Source organism: Phenylobacterium sp. (assembly GCF_041919955.1).
In the GTDB taxonomy this organism is placed as follows: domain Bacteria; phylum Pseudomonadota; class Alphaproteobacteria; order Caulobacterales; family Caulobacteraceae; genus Phenylobacterium.
This window is the reverse complement of the sequence record NZ_JAYRSU010000035.1, coordinates 1-22262: the sequence shown is the minus strand read 5'-3', so window position 1 is coordinate 22262 and position 22262 is coordinate 1. Positions and strand designations below refer to the sequence as shown.

Below are 22262 nucleotides of genomic sequence, written 5' to 3'. Positions count from 1 at the left end.
ATCAAAACAATTGGATTGCAAAGACACCAAGTTTGTTCGCGATATTGGCGCCAGATTTCAAATCAGACGATCCGAAGGGCATGGGGCGCCAATGAAACTCGACGCCATCGACCGGCGCATCCTGCGCGCCCTGCAGCGCGACGGGCGGATGCAGAACATCGACCTGGCCAGGGAGGTCGGGCTCTCGCCCTCGCCGTGCCTGCGCCGGGTGCGGCTGCTGGAGGAGGCCGGCGTCATCGAGCGCTATGTCGCCGTGGTCGACGGGGCCAAGGTCGGGGTCGGGCTGACCGTGTTCGCGCGGGTCTGGTTCAAGACCCAGGACGCCGAGGTCACCAACCAGTTCGCCGAGGCCGTGCGCCGGTTCCCCGAGGTGCTCGAGTGTTACCTGACCACGGGCGAATGCGACGCCCTGCTGCGCATCGTCACCGCCGACCTCAACAGCTACTGGCGCTTCCAGGCCGACCACCTGACCCGCATTCCCAGCGTCCAGAGCGTCAAGACCGACGTGCCGATGGAGACCGTCAAGCGCAGCTACGAAATCCCGTTGGCCTGAGCACGATCAGGGTTTCAGCGCGCCCTCGGCCTGCAGGGTCTCCAGCGCGCCCTTCAGCCATTGCAGATGCAGCATCGCCAGCACGGCGGCCAAGGTGGCGCGCAGGCCGAAGAAGATGACGTTGTAGGCCATGTCCGGCGCGCGATGATGGCCCCAAAGCAGGGCCAGGCCGAACACGACGGCCAGCGCCACCGGCAAGGGCAGGGCGATGTTGCGCGGCAGCCGCCAGCTTCCCTGCATCGGCACGCGCGTGTCTGCGTCCATGCGGTTCCAGGCGGCGCGCGCGCCGCCGGCCATGATCGACAGCGCCAGGATCCACAGCACGTCGGCGGCGATGCTCAGCCAGTTCATCTCTAGACGGTCACCTGGGTGCCCAGCTCGACCACGCGGCCGGGCGGAATCTTGTAGAAGTCGGTCGGGTTGGCGGCGTTTTTCATCAGGAAGATGAACACCTTGTCCTGCCAGAGCGGCATGCCCGAATGGGCCGAGGGGACGATGGAGCGGCGGCCGAGGAAGAAGCTGGTCGCCATGATGTCGAACTTCAGCCCCAGCTTGCGGCACAGCCCCAGCGCCTTGGGCAGGTTGGGGCTCTCCATGAAGCCGTAGGAGATGAAGACCTTCTTGAAGTCCTCGTTGACCTCCTCGATGCGGATCCGGTCGCTTTCCTTGACCCGCGGGGTCTCGGCCGTGACCACGGTGAGGATGATGTTCTTCTCGTGCAGAACCTTGTTGTGCTTGAGGTTGTGCATCAGGGCGACGGGGGCGATGTCGGGATCGGAGGTCAGGAAGATCGCCGTACCCGGCGCGCGGTGCGGCGAGCGAGCCTTGAGGATTTCCGAAAGCTCGATCAGGGGCACGCTGTCGCGGCGGGTCTTGTCGCTGAGGATCTGGGCGCCGCGCGTCCACGTCCACATGATGATCACCAGCACCCCGCCCATCACCAGCGGCAGCCAGGCGCCGTCGGGAATCTTCAGCAGGTTCGAGCCGATGAACACCACGTCCAGCACGCCGAAGGCGCTGGCGCCCAGCAGCGCCTGCCAGAACGGGCGCTTCCACATGTGGCGAATGATCACGAAGAACAGCAGGGTGTCGACGAACATCGCCCCGGTCACGGCGATGCCGTAGGCGGCCGCCAGGGCCGAGGAGTTCTGGAAGGTGAACAGCAGGATCAGCACGCCGATCATCAGATAGGTGTTCACCTGCGGCACGAAGATCTGGCCGGCCTGGGTCTCGGAGGTGCGGCGGATGTCGATGCGCGGCAGCAGGCCCAGCTGCACGGCCTGCTGGGTCATGGAGAAGGCGCCGGTGATCACCGCCTGGCTGGCGATGACGGTGGCGGCGGTGGCGAACACCAGCACCGGCCAGTAGGCCAGCTCGGGCACCATTTCCCAGAACGGGTTGAAGCGCGCATCGGGATGGGCAAGCACGTTGGAGCCCTGGCCCAGATAGTTCAGCGCCAGGCAGGGCAGGGCGAAGGCCAGCCACGCGGCGCGGATCGGCGCGCGGCCGAAGTGGCCCATATCGGCATAAAGCGCCTCGGCCCCGGTCACCGCGAGGAACACGCTGCCCAGGATGACGAAGCCGACCAGGCCGTCGTTCAGCAGGAAGCGCACGCCGTAATAGGGGTTGAGCGCCCGCAGGATCGACCAGTCGTCGGCGATGTGGAACACCCCGAGCCCGCCCAGCACCAGGAACCAGCCGGCCATGATCGGGCCGAAGAAGGCCGCCACCCGATGGGTGCCGCGGGCCTGGACCATGAACAGGGCGACCAGCACGCCGGCGGCGATGGGCACCAGGTAGGGCTCGATGCCCCGGCCGATGCCGGGCGCGTCCTTCAGGCCCTCCACCGCCGACAGGACGGAGATGGCCGGGGTGATGATGCCGTCGCCGTAGAACAGCGCCGCCCCGATCACCCCCAGGAAGAACACCCAGGTCGAGCGCTTGGGCAGGTGGCGCTGGGCCAGCGCCATGAGGGCCAGGGTGCCGCCCTCGCCCTTGTTGTCGGCCCGCATCAGGAAGACGACGTACTTGATGGTCACGATCAGGACGAGGGCCCAGATCACCAGCGAGACCACGCCCAGCACCGCCAACTCGCTCGCCCCGCCGGAGCGCGAGTGGTGCAGGGCCTCCTTCATCGCGTAGAGCGGACTGGTCCCGATATCCCCGAAGACGACGCCGATCGCGCCCAGGGCCAGGGCGGCGAAGCTGTCCTTCTTGTGGTGATGGGTGTGGGACTCCTTGGCCGCTTCCGTGGCGACACTGGCCGAGTCAGCCATTCAAAGTCTCCGGGAACACGCCGTCTGGCTCCCATGCGCGGCCCGATCGCCGCAGAGGCGGGCGCGATTACACCCAATCAGGTCACCGTACAATCGCTGCATGGCGCCGTCACGCGATCGCGATGAGCCGCGACCCGATGTCTTGACCTTGCGCGCGCTTTCGCCACCTTCGGCGCCCAGGCGTGGCAGGGGACGCAGATGGACCGCAAACTGGCGCTGGTGACAGGCGCCTCCGCAGGCATCGGGGCCGCGTTCGCCAGGATCTACGCCGGCCACGGCTACGACCTGGCCCTGACCGCCCGGCGCGGTGATCGGCTGGAGCGGCTGGCCGACGAGATCCGCCTCAAGCATGGGGTGGAGACCCTCGTCATCGCCGCGGATCTCGCCGATCCCGAGACCCCGGGGGTGATCCTCGACCACCTGGCCGCCCACGGCCGCGTCGTCGACGCCCTGGTCAACAACGCCGGCTACGGGATCCGCGGCGGCCTGCTCGAAACCTCGTGGGAGACGCACGAGGCCTTCCTGCGCGTCATGCTGACCGCTCCGACCGAGCTCGCCTACCGGGTGCTGTCGGGCATGGTCGAGCGCCGCTTCGGACGCATCGTCAACGTCGCCTCCCTGGCGGGGCTGATCCCCGGCTCGCCCGGCGCGACGCTCTACGGGGCGGTGAAGAGCTATCTGGTCAAGGCCAGCCAGAGCCTGCACCTGGAGACCCTGGACAAGGGCGTGCACGTCAGCGCGCTCTGCCCCGGCTTCACCTATTCCGAGTTCCACGACGTCAACGACACCCGCGAGCAGATCAGCCGCAACACGCCGCCCTGGATGTGGATGGGGGCCGACGAGGTGGCCGCCGCCGGCTACGAGGCGGCCGAGGCCAACCGGCCGATCTGCGTGCCCGGCGCGCCGAACAAGGCCATCGCCGCGACCGTCAAAATGCTGCCGGACGAGTGGGCCCTGGCCCTGATGGCCTCCCAGGGGCCGAGGTTCCGCGGCAAGGTCTAGCCCATCGGCAGGGCGTGGGGCGGAACCTGCCGGTTGAGGCGGATTCCGCCGATGGGCAGCGGTTTTCGTTGCCGATGGGGCCGCTATCGGCAGGTTTTCCGGCGGAGCGCCCAGAAACCCGCCCATGGAGGTGTTTTACGGGACGATGCGCCTTGCGACCGCGCGACCTACTTCGCGTAGGGCGCCGCCGCTTCGCGCAGGATCACGCCGGCGGTGGACTCGGCGACCCCGGCCAGGATGAACTGCACGGCCAGCGCACAGAGGATCAGGCCCAGAACCCGCACCACGATGGTCAGGCCGATGCGGCCGAGCATCTTGCTGATCAGCGGCGTCGCCCAGAAGATCAGCATGGTCACCAGCGACAGGGCCGCGATCACCCCCACCCCGACCGCGGCGCCGGCCAGGCCGAAGCGCTTGGCCTCCGAGGCGTAGATCACCACCGTCGAGATCGCGCCGGGGCCGATCAGCAGCGGCATGGCGAACGGGACGATCATCCGCTCGAAGCGGCGCCGCGCGTGGGCGCGGCCCTCTCCGGGCGGGGCGTCCTCGTCGGCGGCGCCGGCGAAGGCGGCGGTGAAGTCGTCGCGGGCCATCTCCAGGCCCAGCAGGAACAGGATCACCCCGCCGGCGATGCGGAAGGCGGGCAGGGAGATGCCGAAGAACTCCAGCAGCGACAGGCCCGAGAAGTAGAAGAAGGTCAGGAAGCCCAGCACGAACAGGGCGATGTAGAGCGAGATCCAGCGCGCATCGCGGCTCTTCACCCCGTTCGTCGCGGCCGCGAACAGCGGCACGTTGCCGATCGGGTCGATCAGGGCGAACAGGGCGACGAAGAAGTTGACGGCGAAGTCCCACTGGCTCATGCACGCGTCTTAGCCCAATTCGCCCCATTCGCCGACACCCGCCCCGGGGTCGCGCCCGCCTGCCCGGAAGGACGCCGCCATGGCCCTCGCTCCCGATCTCGCCGTCCGCGCCGATCCGCGCCTGATCGTCCCCCTGGACGTGCCGACGGTGCAGGAAGCGCGCGCCCTGGTCGCCGCCATCGGCGAGGCGGCCAGCTTCTACAAGGTGGGGCTGGAGCTGTTCGCCACCGGCGGCGGCATGGACCTGGCGCGCGAGCTGAAGGCCGCGGGCAAGCAGGTGTTCCTCGACTGGAAGCTCCACGACATCGGCACCACGGTCGAACGCTCGGCCGCGGTGCTGGCCCAGGCCGGCTGCGACTTCCTGACCGTCCACGCCGAGCCGCAGGTGCTGGCCGCGGCCGTGCGCGCGCGCGGCGACTCGAACCTGAAGATCCTCGGCGTGACGGTGCTGACCAGCCTGACCGACGCCGACCTGGTCGAGATGGGCTTTTCGGAAACCGCCCGGCAGCTGGTCGAGCGCCGCATCCGCCACGCCATCGCCGCCGGCGCCGACGGGGTGATCGCCAGCCCGCATGAGGCCGAGCTGGCCCGCAGGCTCGGCGGCAAGGACTTCCTGGTGGTCACGCCCGGCGTGCGTCCCGACTGGTCGGCCAAGAACGACCAGGCCCGCGCCGCCACCCCCGCCGACGCCCTGCGCGCCGGCGCCAGCCACATCGTCTGCGGCCGCCCGATCACCGCCGCCGCAGACCCCCGGGAAGCCGCCCTGCGCGTGGCGGCGGAGATGGCGGGGGTCTAGGGTGGTCCGCGTCGCGGGCGGCGTCCTTATCCTGGCCGCCCTCGCGGTCATCGCCGCGTTGGCGATCCGGCAGCAGGAGAAGCCGCCGCCGCGGATCGAGGTCCAGTGGCGCGGCGAGCCGCACTTCGTTGCGCAGGACAAGCGCTGACAGCAGAGGTTGCGGGGTCCGGTTGATAATCAACCGTGTCACCTACCCGCGTCATCCCGGTTTCGCCGCAGGGGAGACCGGGACCCATGAACACCGGGGCTGGATCGGAATACGGCTCGGCCGCGCCGCATTTTGACGCCTTCGAGCGATCCGCCTCAGCGCACCTTCACGCGCACGGACGACGAGGAATAGGCGCGAGCGTGGGCGCTGGAGCTGGCCCAGGCGCCGGAGCGGGCGTAGCCGCCGCCGTAGTAATAGCCGCCGCCGTAATAGCGGCCGTCGGCATAGCCGACGCCGCCGGTGTAGCCGCTCGATCCGACATAGCCGAAGCGCAGCTCGCCGGCGCTGGCGCAGCAGCCCTGGCCCGGCCAGCCATAGTTCTGGGAGGCGTAGCCGTAGGTCGGGACCTCATATCCACCCGGGCCGCCGCAGCCGCAGGGCCGGCCGTCCTGATGGACGTGACTGTAACCGTAGTCGTAGCCGTCGGCGTAATAGGCGACGGGCGGGGGAGGGGGCGGCGGCAGGGCGCGACGGTAGACCTCCTCCTCGTAATATTCGCCGGGACCGTTGGGGTCGCCGTGGACGACGCGATAGCCGCCTTCGCGGGCGTCGCCCCAGGATTGATAGGTCTGGGCGCCGGCGGTTCCGGCGACGGCGGCCAGGGTCAGGCCGAGGATCGCAGCAGTCAGGCGCATGGCGCTCTCCGCAAGGATAGGTTCGCCCGAGCCTAGCGGGGCCCCGCGCGCACGGCGACGGCTTGCCCCTGTCGCGGGAACCCTACCGCCTAGAAATCAACCGCTATGCCCTTGCGTTCCCAGTCGCCGAACCGCGTCGGCTCCGGCCCCGCCGGGCCGCCCAGCTCGGCCGCCTTGGCCGCAGCTTCCGCCTCCGCAGCCTTGCGCGCGGCCGCCTCCTCCAGCGCGCGGCGAGCCGCAGGGGTGAGGTCTTTGCCGGGCGCGGCGTTGGGCGGCTGGGTCATGGCAGGAGATTTAGGGCTTCGGGGGCGCCGCGCCAACACCCCTTGACCAACCCATAACCCATCAGTTATGCGTCATCCTATAACTGACGGGTTATCGATGCAGACCACCCACGACGCCCTGTTCCGGACACTGGCCGACCCGACGCGGCGGGCCATTTTCGAGCGGCTGTGCCGCGAGGGGGAGCAGAGCGTGGGAGCGCTGACGGCGGCGGCGGGGGTGTCGCAGCCGGCGGTTTCGAAGCACCTGGCCGCGCTGCGGGCGGCGGGACTGGCGGTCGACCGGCAGGAGGGCCGGCAGACCTTCTATTCCGCCCAGGTCGGCGCCCTGGCGCCGCTGGTCGATTGGACCCGGGAAATGGAGGGGTTCTGGCAAGGGCGGTTCGACGCCCTGGAGACCCTGCTGAGGAGAATGGACCAATGAACACTGCTGTCGACGTCCGCTCGGTCGTGGTCGAGCGCGAGATGCCGTTCCCGGCCGAGAAGCTGTGGCGGGCCCTGACCCAGCCGCACCTGATGGAGGAATGGCTGATGAAGAGCGACTTCAGCCCTCAGGTCGGCCGCGGCTTCAGGTTCGAGGCCCAGTGGGGCGCCCTGGACTGCGAGGTGCTGGAGGTCGAGCCGCAGCGTTCGCTGGCCTACACCTGGAACGGAATGGGGCTGGAGAGCGTGGTCACCTGGACCCTGACCCCCACCGCCGCCGGCACGCGGCTGCGCATGGAGCAGGTCGGGTTCAAGCCCGAGCAGGAACAGGCCTATCGCGGCGCCATGGCCGGCTGGCCGCGGTTCTTCGACGGGCTGGAACAGACCCTGGCGCGTCTGGATTGAGCCTGGAGGACGACCCCATGAGCACCTGGATCCGACAGACCCACCGCTGGCTCTCCATCGTCTTCACGGCGGCGGTGATCGCCAATTTCGTCGCCATGGGGCTGGGCGAGCCGCCGCCGTGGATCGTGTACTCGCCGCTGCCGCCGCTGTTCCTGATGCTGGCGACGGGGCTCTACATGTTCGCCCTGCCGTACATGCGGCGCGGAAAATGAGCGGCGAGGCGCCCAGGCTGCTGTCCGGCGGCAATCCGCAGATCCCCAAGGGCGAGGGGGAGGCGCCCGTCGCGGCCTATATCGCCGCCATGCCGGGCTGGAAGCGGCCGCTGGGCGAGCGGCTGGACGAGCTGATCGGGCAGGCGGTTCCGGGCGTACGCAAGGCGGTGAAGTGGAACTCGCCGTTCTATGGCGCGCCCGGTGCGGAGGGCTGGTTCGCCAGCCATCACTGCTTCGAGAAATACGTGAAGGTGACCTTCTTCCGCGGGGCTTCGCTAAAGCCCGTCCCGCCGGGAAAATCCAAGCACCCGGACGTGCGCTACCTCGACATCCGCGAGGGCGGGCTGGACGAGGCGCAGTTCAGCGACTGGATCAGGCAGGCCGCGCGCCTGCCCGGCGAGACACTCTGAGGCGACAGGACGGACGATGACGAGCGAAGCGGCCAAGCTGATCGACGAGCGCATCGCCTCGCTGGGCGACTGGCGCGGGGCAACCCTGGCCCGGGTGCGGGCGATTATCCACGAGGCCCTGCCGGGCGTCGAGGAAACCTGGAAGTGGCGCGGCACGCCGGTCTGGGAGCAGGGCGGGATGATCTGCACCGGCGAGACCTACAAGGCCGCCGTCAAGCTGACCTTCGCCAAGGGCGCGGCCCTGCCCGATCCTGCGGGCCTGTTCAATTCCAGCCTGGAGGGAAACACCCGGCGGGCCATCGACATCCGCGAGGGCGAGGCGATCGACGCCGCCGCGCTCTCCGCCCTGGTCAAGGCCGCGGCGGAGCTGAATGCGGGGAAGAAAAAGTAGGGCCCCCGCTCACTCGAACCCGATCCGCTCCGGATGGCTGAAGACCTCCAGGCCGTCGGCGCGGGCGACGGCGACGAGGGTGAGGCCGGCCTCTCGCGCGGTGCGGACCGCCAGGGCGGTGGGGGCGGAGATCGCGCACAGCACCGGGGCGCCCAGGACGGCGGCCTTCTGGACCATTTCCACCGAGACGCGGCTGGTCAGCAGCAGCACGCCCTGCGACGTCGCCAGGCGCTGGCGGGCCGCGGCCCCGACCAGCTTGTCCAGCGCATTGTGGCGGCCGACGTCCTCGCGCACGGCGGCCAGGGCCCCGCCGCGCCAGAGTCCGGCGGCGTGGACGGCGCGGGTCGCCTGGCCCAGCGGCTGTTGGTCGGCCAGGCCGGCCAGGGCCGCCAGCAGTTCCGAGGCAGGGACCTTGAAATCCGAGGCAGGGACCAGCGCGACCGGCCGCATCGCTTCTTCCAGGCTCTCGACCCCGCAGAGGCCGCAGCCAGTGGGGCCGGCCAGGCGCCGGCGGCGGGCCGCCAGGCGCGCGGCTTGCGGCGCGTGAAGCCAGACGCGGACCTCCAGGCCCAGCTCGCTTTCCGCTACCTCGATCTCGCGGATGTCGGAGAGGGCGCCGACCACGCCTTCGGAGAGCGAGAAGCCGGCGGCGAAGTCCTCGAGGTCGGCGGGGGTGGCCATCATCACCGCGGTGGTCGAGCCGTCATGGACCAGGGCGACCGGAACCTCCTCGGCGGCCTGCCGCGTCCCGTCCTGCGCGCCCCCGCCGGGGGTCCAGCGCAGGCGGGGGAGGGGGGCGACGGGGAGCGTCATCTGTCCTTCCCCATTCCGGTCATCCCGGCGAAGGCCGAAGTTGGGGATTGCACCGCTCGCCCCTACAGCGCGACGACCCGCACGGGGATCGACTTGGCCGCCGGCGTGCCGCTGAGCTTGTCGTAATATTCCAGCGGCAGCAGGGGATTGAGCTCGGGGTAGTAGCCGGCCACCGCGCCGCGGGGCATGGGATAGTCGAGGACGGTCAGCCCCTCGACCCGCCGGGTCACGCCGTCGCCCGCGATGGTCTCGACCGCCACCCTGGCCTCGTTGGCCAGGCCGCGCTCCTCGCGGTCCTGCGCGTTCATGAACAGCACCATGCGGTCGCCGTACACGCCGCGATAGCGGTCGTTGTAGCTGTAGATCGTGGTGTTGAACTGGTCGTGCGAGCGCACCGTGGCCAGGCGCAGCATAGCTGGGTCGGCCACCGGCGCGTTGGCGGCCAGCCCCTCCAGCACCAGGAAGTTGGCCTTGCCGTTCGCCGTCGGCCAGACGCGGCGGCGGGGCGGGATGTCGAGGTGGAAGCCCTTCGGCCCCTCGATCCGCCGGGAGAAGTCCGCATAGATCTCGGGATAGACCTGCGCGATCGCATCGCGGATGGCGCCGTAGTCGTCGATGTAGCGGGCCCAGTCGACCTTGCTGGCCGGCAGGGCCGCCATGGCCATGCGGCAGACGATCTCGACCTCGGGCATGAGGCCCTCGGCGGCCGGCTCCAGCACCCCGCGCGAGGCGGTGACGTTGGACATGGCGTCCTCGATGGTCACGAACTGCTCGCCGGCCTTGGTGCGGATCGCCTCGGACCGGGCGACCACCGGCAGGATCAGCGCCTCGCGTCCGTGGACCAGGTGGCCGCGGTTGAGCTTGGTGGCGATGCCGACGGTCAGGGCCAGCTTGCGCATCGCCTGGTAGGCGCGGTCGGTGTCGGGGATGGCGCGCACGAAGTTGCCGCCCAGGCCGATGAACACCTTGGCGGTCCCGGCCTCCATGGCCTGCACCGACTCCACCGTGTGATGGCCGTGTTCGCGCGGCGGCGTGAAGCCGAAGACTTCGGCCAGGCGGTCGAGATAGGCGGGCGACGGACGCTCGTCGATGCCGACCGTGCGGTCGCCCTGGACGTTGGAATGGCCGCGGATCGGAGCTATCCCGGCCCCCGGCTTGCCGAAATTGCCGCGCAGCATCAGGAGGTTGGCGAGCTGCTGCACCAGGCGCGAGCCCTGCTGGTGCTGGGTGATCCCCATGCCGTAGCAGACGATGGTGGCCGGCGAGCCGACATAGATGTCCGCGCAGCGCCGGATCTGCGCCTCGCTGACGCCGGCGGCGGCGACGATCTCGGGCCAGATCAAGGTCTCGATGTCGGCGCGCAGGGCGTCGAGGCCCACGGTGTGCTCGTCGATGAAGTCGTGATCGAGGACGCGCTCGCCGGCCGCCTCGCGCTCGAACATCGCCTTCATCATCCCCTTCAGGAAGGCGAGGTCGCCGCCGATGGCGATGTGCACGAACTCGCTGGCGATCGGCGTCGAGCCGAAGGTCGCCATCTGGACCGGGTCCTGCGGCTCGGTGAAGCGGATCAGCGCCCGCTCCGGCATCGGGTTGACCGCCACGATCGGCACGCCGCGCCTGCGCGCCTCGACCAGGTTGGTCATCATGCGCGGCGAATTGGTGCCGGTGTTCTGGCCGATGATGAAGATCGCCTGGGCGTGCTCGAAGTCGTCCAGCACCACCGTGCCCTTGCCGACCCCGATCGAGGGCGGCAGGCCTCGGCTAGTCGGCTCGTGGCACATGTTCGAGCAGTCGGGGAAATTGTTGGTCCCGAACTCGCGCACGAACACCGAATAGAGGAAGGCCGCCTCGTTGGGCGTGCGGCCCGAGGTGTAGAACTCGGCCTCGTGCGGGCTTTCCAGCGCCCGGAGATGACGGCCGATCAGGGCGAAGGCCTCGTCCCAGCTGCAGGGGACGTAGCGGTCGCTGGCGGCGTCGTAGCGCATGGGCTCGGTCAGGCGGCCCTGCATCTCCAGCCAGTAGTCCGACTGCTCCATCAGCTCGGCGACGGTGTGCTTTGCGAAGAACTCGCGGGTGACGCGGAATTTGGTCGCCTCGTGCGCCAGGGCCTTCACCCCGTTCTCGCAGAATTCCAGGGTCTTCTTGCACTCGGCGTCGGGGAAGGCGCAGCTGGGGCACTTGAAACCGCCCGGCTGGTTCATCGCCAGCAGGGCGCGCGAGCCCTTGGTGACGACGCTCTGCTCCATCAGCACCTTGGCGGTGGCGGCGGCTGCGCCCCAGCCGCCGGCCGGGTGGTTGTAGGTCTTGTACCGGCCCTTGTCCTGCGACATGCCGAACGCTCCTCGAAACTCGAGCGTCAAGAGAACCACGCCCGGAGGCGGCGCTCCAGACACAATGGCGCTTGCGCCGCCGCCGCATTAAGGGCACGCCCGCCGCGTGACCGAAGAACGCGAAATCGGCCTGCCTGCGCGGCGGGCGGCCATCGACATCGTCTCCTCCGCCCTGACGCGGCGCGCCGGCGTGGAAGAAGCCCTGAGCCGGCCGGGATTCCGCAACCTGGAGCCCCGCGACCGCGGTTTCGCCATGGCGCTGGCCATGGCCACCCTGCGCCGGCTGGGGCCGATCGAACTGGCCCTCGACGGACGGCTGGCCAAGCCCCCGCCCGAGGCTGTGCGCAACATCCTGCGGATCGGCGTGACCCAGGCCTTCCTGATGGATACGCCGGCCTTCGCGGCGGTGACCACCAGCGTCGACCTGGCGGCCAGCCATTCCTCGACCCGGGCCTTCAAGGGGCTGGTCAACGGGGTGCTGCGCGGCCTGCTGCGCGAGCCGCCGAAGCTGGACGATCCCGAAAGCCTCTGCCCGCCCTGGCTCTACGCCCGCTGGAGCGCGGCGTTCGGGGCCGAGGCGGCGAGCGCCATGGCCGCCCTGATCGCCGAGGAGCCGGCCACCGACCTGTCGCTGAAGGACCCCGCGCAGGCCGAACGGCTGGCCGGCGAGCTGGAAGCCGAGATCCTGCCCGGCCCGAGCCTGCGCACCGCGCGCAAGGGCGACGTCGCCGCCTGGCCCGCCTATGACGAGGGCGCCTGGTGGGTGCAGGACGCCAGCGCGGCGATCCCGGCCCGACTTCTGGACGTGAAGCCCGACGAAAGCGCCCTCGACCTCTGCGCCGCGCCCGGCGGCAAGACCCTGCAGCTGGCCGCTGCGGGGGCGGGGGTGGTCGCGGTCGACCGCTCGGCCGCGCGGCTGACGCGGGTCGCCGAGAACATGACCCGCATGGGCCTGACCGCCGAGAGCGTCACGGCCGACGCCGGCGATTGGGCCGACACGAGGACCTTCGATGCGGTGCTGCTGGACGCCCCGTGCAGCGCCACCGGCACCTATCGCCGCCATCCCGACGTGCTGTGGGCGGCGCGCCCGAGCGACATCGCCGCCCTGGCCGGCGTGCAGAGCCGGCTGCTGGATTCCGCCGCCGAGCGGGTGAAGCCGGGCGGGAGGCTGGTCTACTGCGTCTGCTCGCTGGAGCCGGAGGAGGGCGAGGCCCAGATCGCCGCCTTCCTGGCCCGCCGCAAGGACTTCACCCTGGCCCCGGCCGCGCCGGGCGAGGGCGGCGCCCCGGAGGCCAGCCTGCGTCCCGACGGAACCCTGCGCCTGCTGCCGCATCACCGCGCCGGCGGGCAGGACGGCTTCTACGCCGCTCGCCTGAAACGCGAATCCTGACCTTGTCCCCACTCCCTGCCTTGGCTAAGCCTGCCCCATGACCACCGCTCCGATCATCGCCCCGTCCATCCTGGCGTCCGACTTCGCCAAGCTGGGCGAAGAAGTCGCCGCCATCGAGGCGGCCGGCGCCGACTGGGTGCATGTGGACGTCATGGACGGCCACTTCGTGCCGAACATCACGCTCGGCCCCGACATCGTCAAAGCCCTGCGCCCGCACGCCAAGATCCCGTTCGACGTGCACCTGATGATCGCCCCGGCCGACCCCTATCTGGAGGCCTTCCGCGAGGCGGGCGCCGACTATATCAGCGTGCACCCCGAGGCCGGGCCGCACCTGAACCGCACCCTGAAGCGCATCCGCGAGCTGGGCGCCAAGGCCGGCGTGGTGTTCAACCCGTCGACCGATCCCAGCGTCATCCAGTGGATGATGGACGAGATCGACCTGATCCTGGTGATGTCGATCAATCCCGGCTTCGGCGGCCAGAAGTTCATGCACTCGCAGCTGCGCAAGATCGAGGCGCTGCGGAAGATGATCGACGCCAGCGGCAAGCCCATCGAGCTGGAGGTCGACGGCGGCGTGACCCCGGAGACCGCGCCCCTGTGCGTCGCGGCCGGCGCCACGGCCCTGGTCGCCGGCACCGCCGTCTTCAAGGGCGGCCCCAGCAAGTACGCCGACAACATCCGCGCGCTGAAGGGCGGCTGATCGGGTGGCGGCCGCGCCCCCGGCGATCTCTGATCATCCGGCGGCCCTCTGGGGCCAGGCGCTGCTGCACGGGCTGCTGCGGCAGGCGCGCCAGGACTGGGCCGGCTCGCCCATGCACCGCGCCCTGCTGGCCCGGCCGCGCCCCGAGGGGCTGGCCGCCTCCGCCCCCCAGGACCTGCGTCCCGCCGACCCGGAGGCCGGGCGGCGCATCCTGGCCGGGCGATACGTCTTTTCCGGCGTGGTCATGGAGGTCGGGGCGCGCGGCGACCCCTGGGACCGGCCCAGCCCCAGCCACGGCTTTGCGCTCGGCCTGCATGGCTTCGACTGGATGCGCGACCTGCTGGCGGCGGGCGAGGCGGGCGCGGGCGAGGCCTTGCGCCTGACCCTGGACTGGCGGGCGCTGTTCGGCCGCTGGAACGCGTTCGCCTGGAGCCCCGAGGTGCTGGAGCGGCGGGTGCTGCACCTGGCCTGCGGCGCGCGGGCGATCTGCGCGGGCGCCTCGGACATGGAGAGCGGGCTGATCGCCCTCGACCTCGCCCGCCAGGCCCGCCACCTGGTCAGCCTGCAGGACGGCCCGGCGCGCCGGGCCGAGCGGGCCTGCGTGGCCGCGATCGCCGGGGCGGCCCTGACCGGGGAGGCGGGCGAGCGGCTGACCGACCGGGGGCTGGCGCGCCTGGCCCGCGCCCTTCCCGAGACCGTGGCGCCCGACGGCGGCCACGCCAGCCGCTGTCCGCGCGCCGCGCTGGAGCTGCTGCTGGACCTGCGCATCCTCGACGAGACCCTGGCCAAGCGCGGCTGGCCGACCCCCGACGAGGCGCTGCGGGCCATCGACCGTCTGGCCGGGGCGGTGCGGTTCTTCACCCTGGCCGACGGCGCCCTGCCCGAGCTGCAGGGCGGAGAGGCCGCCGCCCGCCGCTATGTCGCCGCCGCCCGCGCCAGCGCCGACCCGGCCGCGGGCAAACCGCCGGCCTCGCGCAACGGCTATCACCGCATGGAGAGCGCCAGCCTGCAGGTGGTGGCCGACGCCGCCGCCCCGGCCCAGGGCCCCTGGAGCGTGACGGCGTGCGCACAGCCGCTGGCCATGGAGATCCTGGCCGAAGGCCGGCGGATGATCGCCGCCAGCGCCTGGTCGCCAGAAGCGGCCGGCCCGCCGGCGCTGCGGCTGGTCGACGCCTCCTCGACCCTGTCGCTGTCGGACGAGCCCTGCGGCGAGCCGCTGCGCGGATTCCGCGCCCGCGCGCTGGGCCCGAGGCTGATCGGCGCCTACCGCCACGTCGAGGCGACGCGCCATGAGGCCGAGCAGGCGGTGTGGCTGGACCTGGCCCACGACGGCTGGGTGCGCCGCTTCGGCCTGCGCCACGAGCGGCGGCTCTATCTGGACCTCGCGGCCGACGAACTGCGCGGCGAGGACGTGCTGGTCCCGGCCCATGCCGGCGACCTGGGCGAGGCCGGGCGCCGGTTCATCCCCTACAAGGTGCGCTTCCACGTGCATCCCGACATCGCCGCCAGCCTGGCGCGGGACGGAAAAAGCGTGCTGCTGCGCTCGGGCGAGGATCACCACGGCTGGTGGCTGCGCAACGACGCCCACTCGGCCGATATCGAGACCAGCGTCTATTTCGAGGAGGGCAAGGCGCGGCGGACACAGCAGATCGTGCTGCACGGCCAGGCCCGCGCCGAGAGCGGCGGCAAGCTGCGCTGGAAGTTCGCCTCAGCCGCGCCCGGCAAGTCTTAAGGGAGCGCCGGAGAGATGGCCGACCGCCTGTTCGACGACGCTTATCTCGCCGCCCTCTACGACCTCTGGTATCCGCGCCCGCTGCGCGACGACTACGACTTCTACCTGCCCAGGATCATGGCGGCCGGATCGGTGCTGGACGCTGGCTGCGGGACGGGCACGCTGCTGGCCGACGCGCGGGCGCGGGGCCACGCGGGGCGGCTGGTCGGGCTCGACCCCGCACCGGGCATGCTGGCCTGCGCCCGCCGCCACGCCGACATCGAGTGGGTGCTGGGCGACCTCGCCTCGGCCCGCTGGGAAGGCGAGTTCGACCTGATCGTCATGACCGGCCACGCCTTCCAGGCCATGGTCGAGGACGCCGACCTGGCCGCCGCCATGGCCGCGGTGCGCCGCGCCCTGGCGCCGGACGGCCGCTTCGCCTTCGAGACCCGCAATCCGGCGGTCCGCGCCTGGGAGCGCTGGCGGCCCGAGAACGCCTCGACCATCGCCGGCCCGGGCGGCGAGGCGGTGACCATCACCACCCGGGTGACCGCCCCCTTCGACGGGCGGACCGTGTCGTTCACCCACAGCTTCACCGGCGACCACCCCGCCCTGCCGCAGGTCAGCGGCTCGACCCTGCGCTTCCTGGACGAGGCGGGTCTGGAGGCGCTGCTGAGCGCGGCCGGCCTGACGATCGTCGAGCGCTACGGCGACTTCGACGGCGGCCCGCCGAGCGCGCAGAGCCCGGAGATCGTGGTGATCGCGGGAGTGGCGTGACGACGCGCTATCGCGGCCGTTCGTCGGCGCGATAGATGTCCAGCTCGACGGTGATCCCACGCTGGCCGAGCCAGGCGCAGATGTCCGGCGCCAGCGACAGCCCCTGATTGGCGGTGGCGAGTTCGAGGCCCAGCCGTAAACGCCGGGAGACGCCAGCCGGAAGCTGGGCCCATTGCTCTTCCGGCGCCGGGAAGTCGGCCAGCAGGGTGCGGATCACCTCGCCCACGTCCCATTCATCGGTGTCGCCCGGCTTCAGCGCCCGGCTCCACGCCCCGTTGCGCCGGACGCCGCGATCGGTTCCGGCGACAGGGTCGCCCTTGGCGTGGCCGCGCGTAGGTTCGACCCCCAGGATCTGCGAAATCTGCGCCGGGTCCAGGTCCTCGCCGCCAAGGCTCAAGGCGACGGAGAACCAGCCCACGGGTCCGCCGAACCAGACCGTCCCGTCAGGCGCATTCTTCGGCGGAAGCGGGCGCGGCGTCCTCATCCGGCGACCGTACCGCCATGTCCGTTACCCAGCCATGTACTCCGGGGATAGTGCGGCCTCGCCCCACGCCGAGCGCGCCGAGCAGACCCCCTCAGTACGGGATCTCGTCCCAGGACACCGGGTCGGCGTCGGTGGGGTCGGCGGCGGTGGCCATGGCGTTGCGGCGGACCGGGCCGAAGGCGTCGCCCACCGGGGCGGGCGGGGCCGGTTCCTCTACATAGAGCGGCGGCGGCAGGGGCGGGAACCAGGCGAACTCCTCGTCCGGCAGGCCCTTGTGCGCCACGCTCATGAAGTCGCGCCAGATATGCGCCGGGACCTGGCCGCCGGTGACGCGGGCCATGGGACGGCCGTCGTCGTTGCCGACCCAGACGGCGGTCAGCCACTGCGGCGTGAAGCCGACGAACCAGGCGTCGCGGTGGTTCTGGCTGGTGCCGGTCTTGCCGGCGGCCAGGCGTCCGAAGGCGGCCTCCTTGCCGGTGCCGGCCAGGATGACGCCGCGCATCATCTGGACCATCTGGGCGGCCTGGTAGGTCGGATAGATCGGCACGGCGGCGCTGGGCGGCCGCTCATAGAGGGTCTTGCCGCGGGCGTCGGTGATCCTGGCGACCAGATAGGGGCGGGTCTTGCCGCCGCCGGTCTGCAGCACCTGGTAGGCGCCGGCCAGTTCCAGGGGCGTGACCTCATAGGCGCCCAGCGCCAGGGACCCGCCCGGATGGGCCGGCACGCCCGACAGGCCGAAGCGGCGGGCGAGGTCGCCGACCTCGTCCAGGCCCGCCTCGCGCGCGAGCCGCACGGCGACCGTGTTGATCGAGAGCTGCAGCGCCCGCTGGACCGAGATCATGCCGTGATAGCCGCCGCCGTAATTGGCCGGCCGCCAGGATCCGATGCGGATCGGCGCGTCTTCGCGCCAGTCCATCGGCCGCACCCCGGCGTCGAGCGCCGCGGCCCAGACGATGGGCTTGAAGGCCGAGCCCGGCTGGCGATGGGCCTGGAGCACGCGGTTGAAGGGGCTGGCCTCGTGGTCGGCGCCGCCGATCATGGCGCGGATGGCGCCGTCGGGGGCGAGCGCGACCAAGGCCGCCTGGCGCGCGCCGCGGGGGCGGCCCTCACGCGCGAGCGTGCGGCGGACGATGTCGCCGGCCAGGGCCTGGGCCCGCGGATCGACGGTGATCTGGACGACGAGGTCGGGCGTGGCGCCGCCGACCCGCTGGGCGGCCTCGGCCGCGGCGGCGTCGAAGGCCCAGGCCATGTCGCCCTCCGGCTGCGAGGCCAGATTGGCGAGCGTCGGCGGCGGGCCGGCGGCGGCCTGGGCGGCGAGCTTGGGGTCGATCCACTTCATCTCGCCCAGGCGGCGCAGCACGATCTGGCCGCGCGCCCAGGCGGCGGCGGGATCGTTGGCCGGCGACAGGCGGGTCGGCGCGCGCGGCAGGGCGGCGAGGACGGCCGCCTCCGACAGGGTCAGGTCCTGAGGCCGCTTGCCGAAATAGGTCTCGGCCGCGGCGGAGAGGCCATAGGCGCGTTCGCCGAAATAGATGCGGTTCAGATAGAGCTCGAGCAGCTCGTCCTTGGTCAGGATGTGCTCCAGCCGCGCGGCCAGCGCGATCTCCTGCACCTTTCGGCGCAGGGTCTGGTCGGGGGCCAGGAAGAGGTTGCGGGCCAGTTGCTGGCTGATGGTCGATCCGCCCTGGACGGTGCCGCCGGCCTTCAGGTTGACGGTCAGGGCGCGCAGCGCGCCGCGGGCGTCCATCGCGCCGTGCTGGTAGAAGCGGCGGTCCTCGATGGCGAGGAAGGCGAGCGGCACGTGCGAGGGCAGCTCGGAAAGGCGGGCCGGAGCGCCATGGCGCGGTCCGCGACGACCGACGACCTGGCCGTCGGGGCCAACGAAAGTCACGCCGGGCGGGCGGCCAAGCGACCACAGCGCCTCCTTGTCGGGGACCTTGGGCAGATCGCGCAGCAACAGGCGGTCGGCGGCGAACCAGCCGCCGAGGGCGAGATTGGCGCTGACCACCACCGCGATGGCCGCGGCCGGCCAGTTGATCGCGCGCACGCCGCCGCGCGCCTTGGCGGCAAGGCGGGCGAAGAGAGCGGGCAGGTCGGTGGTGTTCGGCATCATCCGGCGATCGGCGGCGGGACGCCGCGAAGGTTCAAGGCCGGATCATTGCAAGCCGCACGCCAGAAGTCTCGCGGGCGGAAATTCGGACGAGGTCGGGCCGACGCGGGGGGAGGAGAGGGGGTGCGCCGGCCCGGTCTCGTCAGGGCGTGGTCCGCCGAAGCGGGTCGCCCTGAGCATTTTCCGCTGAAGTGGATGCGGGTTCGGCGAAGAAAATGCTCAAAGCTAGAGACGACGACCCTGTCTTTCCTGATCGGCTCAATTGAGCCGATCAGGACAGGGTCTAGGCGCCCAGGGCGATGATCGCCAGCGGGGCGGCGATGATCGCGATCGCGAGCACCAGGATCGCTTCGCGCAGCACATCGCTGCCGCGCACGAAGCTGATCGGTTGAGCGTAGGTGTAGGTCATGGGGAGGCTCCTACAGCGGTGAACGACTGCAGATTGCCTAAAAAACCTAGGCAAAACAAACGAGCTTAGGGCCGGTCAGGTGACTTTAAGTCAAACGGGCTCGGCCAGGCCGTCGGCGAGGGCCTGTTCCAGCAGCCAGGCGCGGAAGCGGCGGATGTTGGGCTGCTCGGCCTTTTCCGGCAGCGACAGCAGCCAGTGACTGAAGGGGCTGGGCATCAAAAGGTCGAAGGGCTGGACCAGCCGGCCGCTGGCCAGGTCGTCGATCACCATGGCGCGGTGGGCCAGCGCCATGCCGCGGTCGGCCAGGGCCGCCTCGACCGCCAGATAGGTGTTGGAGAAGCGCGGTCCCGGATTGGGATCGACGCGGTCGGCGCCGGCCGCGGCCAGCCAGTCGGCCCAGTCCGGCTCTTCCGGCAGCATCAGCACATCGTGCAGCAGCGGCGCGCCGATCAGGTCGTTGGGATGGTTGAACGGGCCGTATTTTTCGACGAAGCCGGGGCTGCACACCGGCGTCATCACCGTGTCGAACAGCAGGGTCACGTGGTGGCCGGGATAGGACCCTCTGCCCAGGCGGATCGCCACGTCGATGTTGTCGCGCGCCAGATCGGCGGGCAGGTCGGAGGCCGCGACCATGATCTGCACCTCGGGATAGCGGCGCTGGAAGTCGTGCAGCCGCGGCACCAGCCAGCGGGCGGCTAGCGAGTGCAGCACCGTCACCACCAGCGGCGCGTCCCGGCGCGAGCGGACCGCCTCGACCGCCGACTGCAGGGTCGAGAGCCCCTGGCGCACGCCGACCGCCAGCTGCTCGCCCGCCGCGGTCAGCCGCACCGCGCGGTTGAAGCGGTCGAACAGCCGCACCTCCAGCTCGGCCTCCAGCCCCTTGATGTGCCGCGAGACCGCGCCGGGCGTGATGGCCAGTTCCTCCGAGGCGCTGAGGAAGCTGCCGTGGCGGGCGCAGGCCTCGAAGACCCGCAGGGCGTTGAGCGGCAGATGGTTGGCCATGGCCAAGGATTAGGGCGCGCCGCGGCCGTTTCGCAATGGGCGGGCGGCGAGCCGGGGGAGGATCTGAAGGTCTCAGACGAACAGCTTCTTCGAGGGGCAGAGGTCGTCGACCGGGCATTCCTCGCACTTGGGCTTGCGGGCGACGCAGGTGTAGCGGCCGTGCAGGATCAGCCAGTGGTGGGCGCGCGTCAGGTAGGGCTGCGGCACGATGGCCATCAGGTCGGCCTCGACCTGGTCGGGGGTCTTGCCGGTCGACAGGCCCAGGCGGTGGGAGACGCGGAACACGTGGGTGTCGACGGCGATGGCCGGCTCCACCCGCAGCTCGTTCAGCACCACGCTGGCGGTCTTGCGCCCGACGCCGGGCAGAGCCATCAGCGCCTCGCGCTCCAGCGGCACCTCGCCGCCGTGCTGCTCCATGATGATCTTCGCCGCGGCGATGACGTTCTTGGCCTTGGTTCGGTAGAGGCCGATCGAGGCGATGTAGGGGATCAGCCCCTCCTCGCCCAGGTCCAGCATCTTCTGCGGGGTGTCGGCGACCGCGAACAGCTTGGCCGTAGCCTTGTTGACCGAAACGTCGGTCGCCTGGGCCGAGAGGGCGACGGCCACCACCAGGGTGTAGGGGCTGTCGTAGTCCAGCTCGGTGCGCGGATCGTCGCTGAGCGACAGGAAGCGGTGGAATATCTCCTCGACCCGGGCCTTCTCGGCGGGGCTGAGGCGCTTTGTCTTGACGGGCTTGGCCATGGCCGGGCGACCATCGCCCGCGTCGGCGCTTACGCCAAGAGGCGGTCTTTGCAGCGCGCAAAACCTGACTAAAGTGCGGCCCCGCGATGGACAGCCCCGTCTACATGGACGCCGTGATCACCCCGAACCGCTCGCTCTCGCAGCGGGGGTTCATCGTGCTCATCTCGATCGTGACCCTGTTCAACTGCATCGCCGCAGGGGTCTTCCTGTCGATGGGCGCGACCCTGGTGCCGGTGTTCCTGGGCCTGGACGTGCTGGCGGTGATCGCCGCCTTCGCCGCCAGCTATGCGGCCGCCAAGCGCATCGAGCGGGTGCTGGTCACCCCGCGCGCGGTCAAGGTGGTGCGTGAGACGCCGAAGACCAGCGAGATCGTCTGGGAAAGCCCGACCGCCTTCACCCGTGTGGCGCTGGAGATCGACGAGGACGACATCGTCCACGGGGTGCGGCTGGCCATGTCCGGCCGCCACGCCAGCATCGCCGCGGCGCTTAGCCCCGTCGAGCGCGCCGACTTCGCCCGCGCCCTGGAACGGGCGATCTACGACGCGCGGCGGGGATAGGGGTCAGGCCCGCGGGCCGAGCAGGACCGAGCGCATGTCGCCCCGCGCCCGCAGGGTCAGGATCAGCAGGTAAGGCAGCAGGAACCCCGCGCCGCCGAAGAAGGCGACGACGGCCAGGGCCAGCGACGCCGGCGCGAAGCCGCCCCGCCACGCGGTCCAGAACGCCGACAGCGACAGGAAGCACATGAAGTCGAGGTTGAACTGGCCGGTCCAGCCGATCCTGGCGATGTCGCCGAAGAAGATCGGGATCAGACCCATCCCGTGACGCGAAATCACCGCCACCGTGTAGGCGGCCAGGACCAGCCAGGCCGCCATCAGGCCAAGACGGAATAGGTTCATCGTTCTGCCTCCCTCGATGCGGCGATAGGACCAAGCTTCCGCCACGCCAGGCAATGACCTGCGAAGTCATGGACGAACGTTCGAGTCAGGCCTCGCGGATGCCGAAGCGGCGTTCCGGCGCGGCGCTCTCGAGCGCGTAGAACTCCGACGGCCCGGCGAGGCAGAAGGCGCGGAAGTCCCGCGCCATGTGCTGGTGGTCGTAATAGCCGGCCTCGATCGCCAGGCTGAGCCAGTCGGCCCGCGGGTCGAGGTTGCGGGCGCGGATCAGCCGGTCGAGGCGCGCGATGCGGGCGAAGAGCTTGGGGCTGACGCCCATCCGCTCGCGAAACTGGCGCTGGAAGGTGCGCTGGGCCAGGCCCGCCCGGCCGGCGAGCTTCTCCAGGGAGCGGGCCGAGCCCGACAGCAGGCGGCCGGCCGCCCAGTCGACGGCGGCGGCCTCGCCTGGCG

The 22262-nt window shown here is 71.0% G+C and carries 28 protein-coding genes; 14 read left to right on the top strand and 14 right to left on the bottom strand.

Annotated features, from left to right (window positions below; all coding sequences use genetic code 11):
* Positions 1-91 precede the first annotated feature (91 nt).
* On the top strand, positions 92-553 hold the full coding sequence (locus ACE3T2_RS20195; protein ID WP_374660712.1) for an Lrp/AsnC family transcriptional regulator: 462 nt from the start codon (positions 92-94) through the stop codon (positions 551-553).
* Positions 554-559: 6 nt separating this feature from the next.
* On the opposite strand, the gene ACE3T2_RS20190 is transcribed toward ACE3T2_RS20195, so the two are convergent.
* Together ACE3T2_RS20190 and ACE3T2_RS20185 are read right to left on the bottom strand one after the other, a co-directional pair.
* The gene (locus ACE3T2_RS20190; protein WP_374660710.1) at positions 560-904 is read right to left on the bottom strand and encodes a hypothetical protein; all 345 of its coding nucleotides are present in this window, start codon (positions 902-904) and stop codon (positions 560-562) included.
* Positions 905-906: 2 nt separating this feature from the next.
* Positions 907-2829, bottom strand: coding sequence for a potassium transporter Kup (locus tag ACE3T2_RS20185; protein WP_374660708.1), 1923 nt, complete (start codon positions 2827-2829; stop codon positions 907-909).
* A 198-nt stretch (positions 2830-3027) separates the two neighbouring features.
* Between ACE3T2_RS20185 and ACE3T2_RS20180 the strand changes: the two genes are divergently transcribed.
* Positions 3028-3831: an SDR family NAD(P)-dependent oxidoreductase gene (locus tag ACE3T2_RS20180; RefSeq protein WP_374660706.1), complete on the top strand. Its 804-nt coding sequence runs from the start codon at positions 3028-3030 to the stop codon at positions 3829-3831.
* A 167-nt stretch (positions 3832-3998) separates the two neighbouring features.
* Here ACE3T2_RS20180 and ACE3T2_RS20175 read toward each other — a convergent pair whose 3' ends face one another.
* Entirely contained in the window at positions 3999-4691 is a 693-nt protein-coding gene (locus ACE3T2_RS20175; protein WP_374660704.1) for a MarC family protein, read from the bottom strand.
* Between the two features lie 79 nt (positions 4692-4770).
* Between ACE3T2_RS20175 and pyrF the strand changes: the two genes are divergently transcribed.
* Complete coding sequence (gene pyrF, locus ACE3T2_RS20170) at positions 4771-5487, top strand: orotidine-5'-phosphate decarboxylase (protein WP_374660702.1); 717 nt, start codon at positions 4771-4773, stop codon at positions 5485-5487.
* Position 5488: 1 nt separating this feature from the next.
* On the top strand, positions 5489-5635 hold the full coding sequence (locus ACE3T2_RS20165) for a hypothetical protein (RefSeq protein WP_374660700.1): 147 nt from the start codon (positions 5489-5491) through the stop codon (positions 5633-5635).
* 155 nt (positions 5636-5790) lie between these two features.
* On the opposite strand, the gene ACE3T2_RS20160 is transcribed toward ACE3T2_RS20165, so the two are convergent.
* Entirely contained in the window at positions 5791-6330 is a 540-nt protein-coding gene (locus ACE3T2_RS20160) for a hypothetical protein (RefSeq protein ID WP_374660698.1), read from the bottom strand.
* A gap of 89 nt (positions 6331-6419) precedes the next feature.
* The gene (locus ACE3T2_RS20155) at positions 6420-6614 is read right to left on the bottom strand and encodes a DUF1674 domain-containing protein (RefSeq protein WP_374660696.1); all 195 of its coding nucleotides are present in this window, start codon (positions 6612-6614) and stop codon (positions 6420-6422) included.
* 97 nt (positions 6615-6711) lie between these two features.
* Between ACE3T2_RS20155 and ACE3T2_RS20150 the strand changes: the two genes are divergently transcribed.
* Genes ACE3T2_RS20150 through ACE3T2_RS20130 form a run of 5 tightly spaced genes read left to right on the top strand, consistent with a single transcriptional unit; the run spans position 6712 to position 8452 of the window.
* A complete protein-coding gene (locus ACE3T2_RS20150) occupies positions 6712-7035 on the top strand; it encodes an ArsR/SmtB family transcription factor (protein WP_374660694.1) in 324 nt (107 codons plus the stop codon).
* Positions 7032-7439 carry an SRPBCC domain-containing protein gene (locus ACE3T2_RS20145; RefSeq protein ID WP_374660692.1) on the top strand — a complete coding sequence of 136 codons (408 nt, stop codon included), beginning with the start codon at positions 7032-7034 and terminating at the stop codon, positions 7437-7439. Before ACE3T2_RS20150 ends, ACE3T2_RS20145 begins: the two co-directional genes overlap by 4 nt.
* A gap of 17 nt (positions 7440-7456) precedes the next feature.
* On the top strand, positions 7457-7651 hold the full coding sequence (locus ACE3T2_RS20140; RefSeq protein ID WP_374660690.1) for a hypothetical protein: 195 nt from the start codon (positions 7457-7459) through the stop codon (positions 7649-7651).
* A complete protein-coding gene (locus ACE3T2_RS20135; protein ID WP_374660688.1) occupies positions 7648-8061 on the top strand; it encodes a DUF1801 domain-containing protein in 414 nt (137 codons plus the stop codon). Before ACE3T2_RS20140 ends, ACE3T2_RS20135 begins: the two co-directional genes overlap by 4 nt.
* Positions 8062-8077: 16 nt before the next feature.
* A complete protein-coding gene (locus ACE3T2_RS20130) occupies positions 8078-8452 on the top strand; it encodes a DUF1801 domain-containing protein (RefSeq protein WP_374660686.1) in 375 nt (124 codons plus the stop codon).
* Positions 8453-8461: 9 nt separating this feature from the next.
* Here ACE3T2_RS20130 and fdhD read toward each other — a convergent pair whose 3' ends face one another.
* Together fdhD and ACE3T2_RS20120 are read right to left on the bottom strand one after the other, a co-directional pair.
* Positions 8462-9265 carry a formate dehydrogenase accessory sulfurtransferase FdhD gene (gene fdhD, locus ACE3T2_RS20125; RefSeq protein WP_374660684.1) on the bottom strand — a complete coding sequence of 268 codons (804 nt, stop codon included), beginning with the start codon at positions 9263-9265 and terminating at the stop codon, positions 8462-8464.
* 62 nt (positions 9266-9327) lie between these two features.
* Entirely contained in the window at positions 9328-11595 is a 2268-nt protein-coding gene (locus ACE3T2_RS20120; RefSeq protein WP_374660682.1) for an FdhF/YdeP family oxidoreductase, read from the bottom strand.
* A 106-nt stretch (positions 11596-11701) separates the two neighbouring features.
* Between ACE3T2_RS20120 and ACE3T2_RS20115 the strand changes: the two genes are divergently transcribed.
* Genes ACE3T2_RS20115 through ACE3T2_RS20100 form a run of 4 tightly spaced genes read left to right on the top strand, consistent with a single transcriptional unit; the run spans position 11702 to position 16173 of the window.
* Positions 11702-12985 carry an RsmB/NOP family class I SAM-dependent RNA methyltransferase gene (locus ACE3T2_RS20115; protein ID WP_374660680.1) on the top strand — a complete coding sequence of 428 codons (1284 nt, stop codon included), beginning with the start codon at positions 11702-11704 and terminating at the stop codon, positions 12983-12985.
* Between the two features lie 37 nt (positions 12986-13022).
* A complete protein-coding gene (gene rpe, locus ACE3T2_RS20110) occupies positions 13023-13685 on the top strand; it encodes a ribulose-phosphate 3-epimerase (protein ID WP_374660678.1) in 663 nt (220 codons plus the stop codon).
* A gap of 4 nt (positions 13686-13689) precedes the next feature.
* Positions 13690-15417, top strand: a complete 1728-nt coding sequence (locus tag ACE3T2_RS20105) for a heparinase II/III family protein (RefSeq protein WP_374660676.1) — start codon at positions 13690-13692, stop codon at positions 15415-15417.
* Positions 15418-15432: 15 nt separating this feature from the next.
* Positions 15433-16173: a trans-aconitate 2-methyltransferase gene (locus ACE3T2_RS20100; RefSeq protein ID WP_374660674.1), complete on the top strand. Its 741-nt coding sequence runs from the start codon at positions 15433-15435 to the stop codon at positions 16171-16173.
* Between the two features lie 7 nt (positions 16174-16180).
* Here the strand turns inward: ACE3T2_RS20100 and ACE3T2_RS20095 are convergent, their stop codons facing one another.
* From ACE3T2_RS20095 to nth, 5 genes are all read right to left on the bottom strand, one after another.
* Entirely contained in the window at positions 16181-16591 is a 411-nt protein-coding gene (locus ACE3T2_RS20095) for a DUF4279 domain-containing protein (RefSeq protein ID WP_374660672.1), read from the bottom strand.
* A 157-nt stretch (positions 16592-16748) separates the two neighbouring features.
* On the bottom strand, positions 16749-18770 hold the full coding sequence (locus ACE3T2_RS20090; protein ID WP_374660670.1) for a transglycosylase domain-containing protein: 2022 nt from the start codon (positions 18768-18770) through the stop codon (positions 16749-16751).
* Positions 18771-19050: 280 nt separating this feature from the next.
* Positions 19051-19176, bottom strand: a complete 126-nt coding sequence (locus ACE3T2_RS20085; protein ID WP_374660668.1) for a hypothetical protein — start codon at positions 19174-19176, stop codon at positions 19051-19053.
* 90 nt (positions 19177-19266) lie between these two features.
* Entirely contained in the window at positions 19267-20178 is a 912-nt protein-coding gene (gcvA, locus tag ACE3T2_RS20080; protein ID WP_374660666.1) for a transcriptional regulator GcvA, read from the bottom strand.
* A gap of 72 nt (positions 20179-20250) precedes the next feature.
* Positions 20251-20919, bottom strand: coding sequence for an endonuclease III (gene nth / locus ACE3T2_RS20075; protein ID WP_374660664.1), 669 nt, complete (start codon positions 20917-20919; stop codon positions 20251-20253).
* 86 nt (positions 20920-21005) lie between these two features.
* On the opposite strand from nth, the gene ACE3T2_RS20070 reads away from it, so the two are divergent.
* The gene (locus ACE3T2_RS20070; protein WP_374660662.1) at positions 21006-21476 is read left to right on the top strand and encodes a DUF2244 domain-containing protein; all 471 of its coding nucleotides are present in this window, start codon (positions 21006-21008) and stop codon (positions 21474-21476) included.
* Between the two features lie 3 nt (positions 21477-21479).
* On the opposite strand, the gene ACE3T2_RS20065 is transcribed toward ACE3T2_RS20070, so the two are convergent.
* Together ACE3T2_RS20065 and ACE3T2_RS20060 are read right to left on the bottom strand one after the other, a co-directional pair.
* The gene (locus ACE3T2_RS20065) at positions 21480-21815 is read right to left on the bottom strand and encodes a hypothetical protein (RefSeq protein WP_374660660.1); all 336 of its coding nucleotides are present in this window, start codon (positions 21813-21815) and stop codon (positions 21480-21482) included.
* Between the two features lie 85 nt (positions 21816-21900).
* On the bottom strand, positions 21901-22262 hold a 362-nt coding region (locus ACE3T2_RS20060), incomplete at its 5' end, for a helix-turn-helix domain-containing protein (RefSeq protein WP_374660658.1).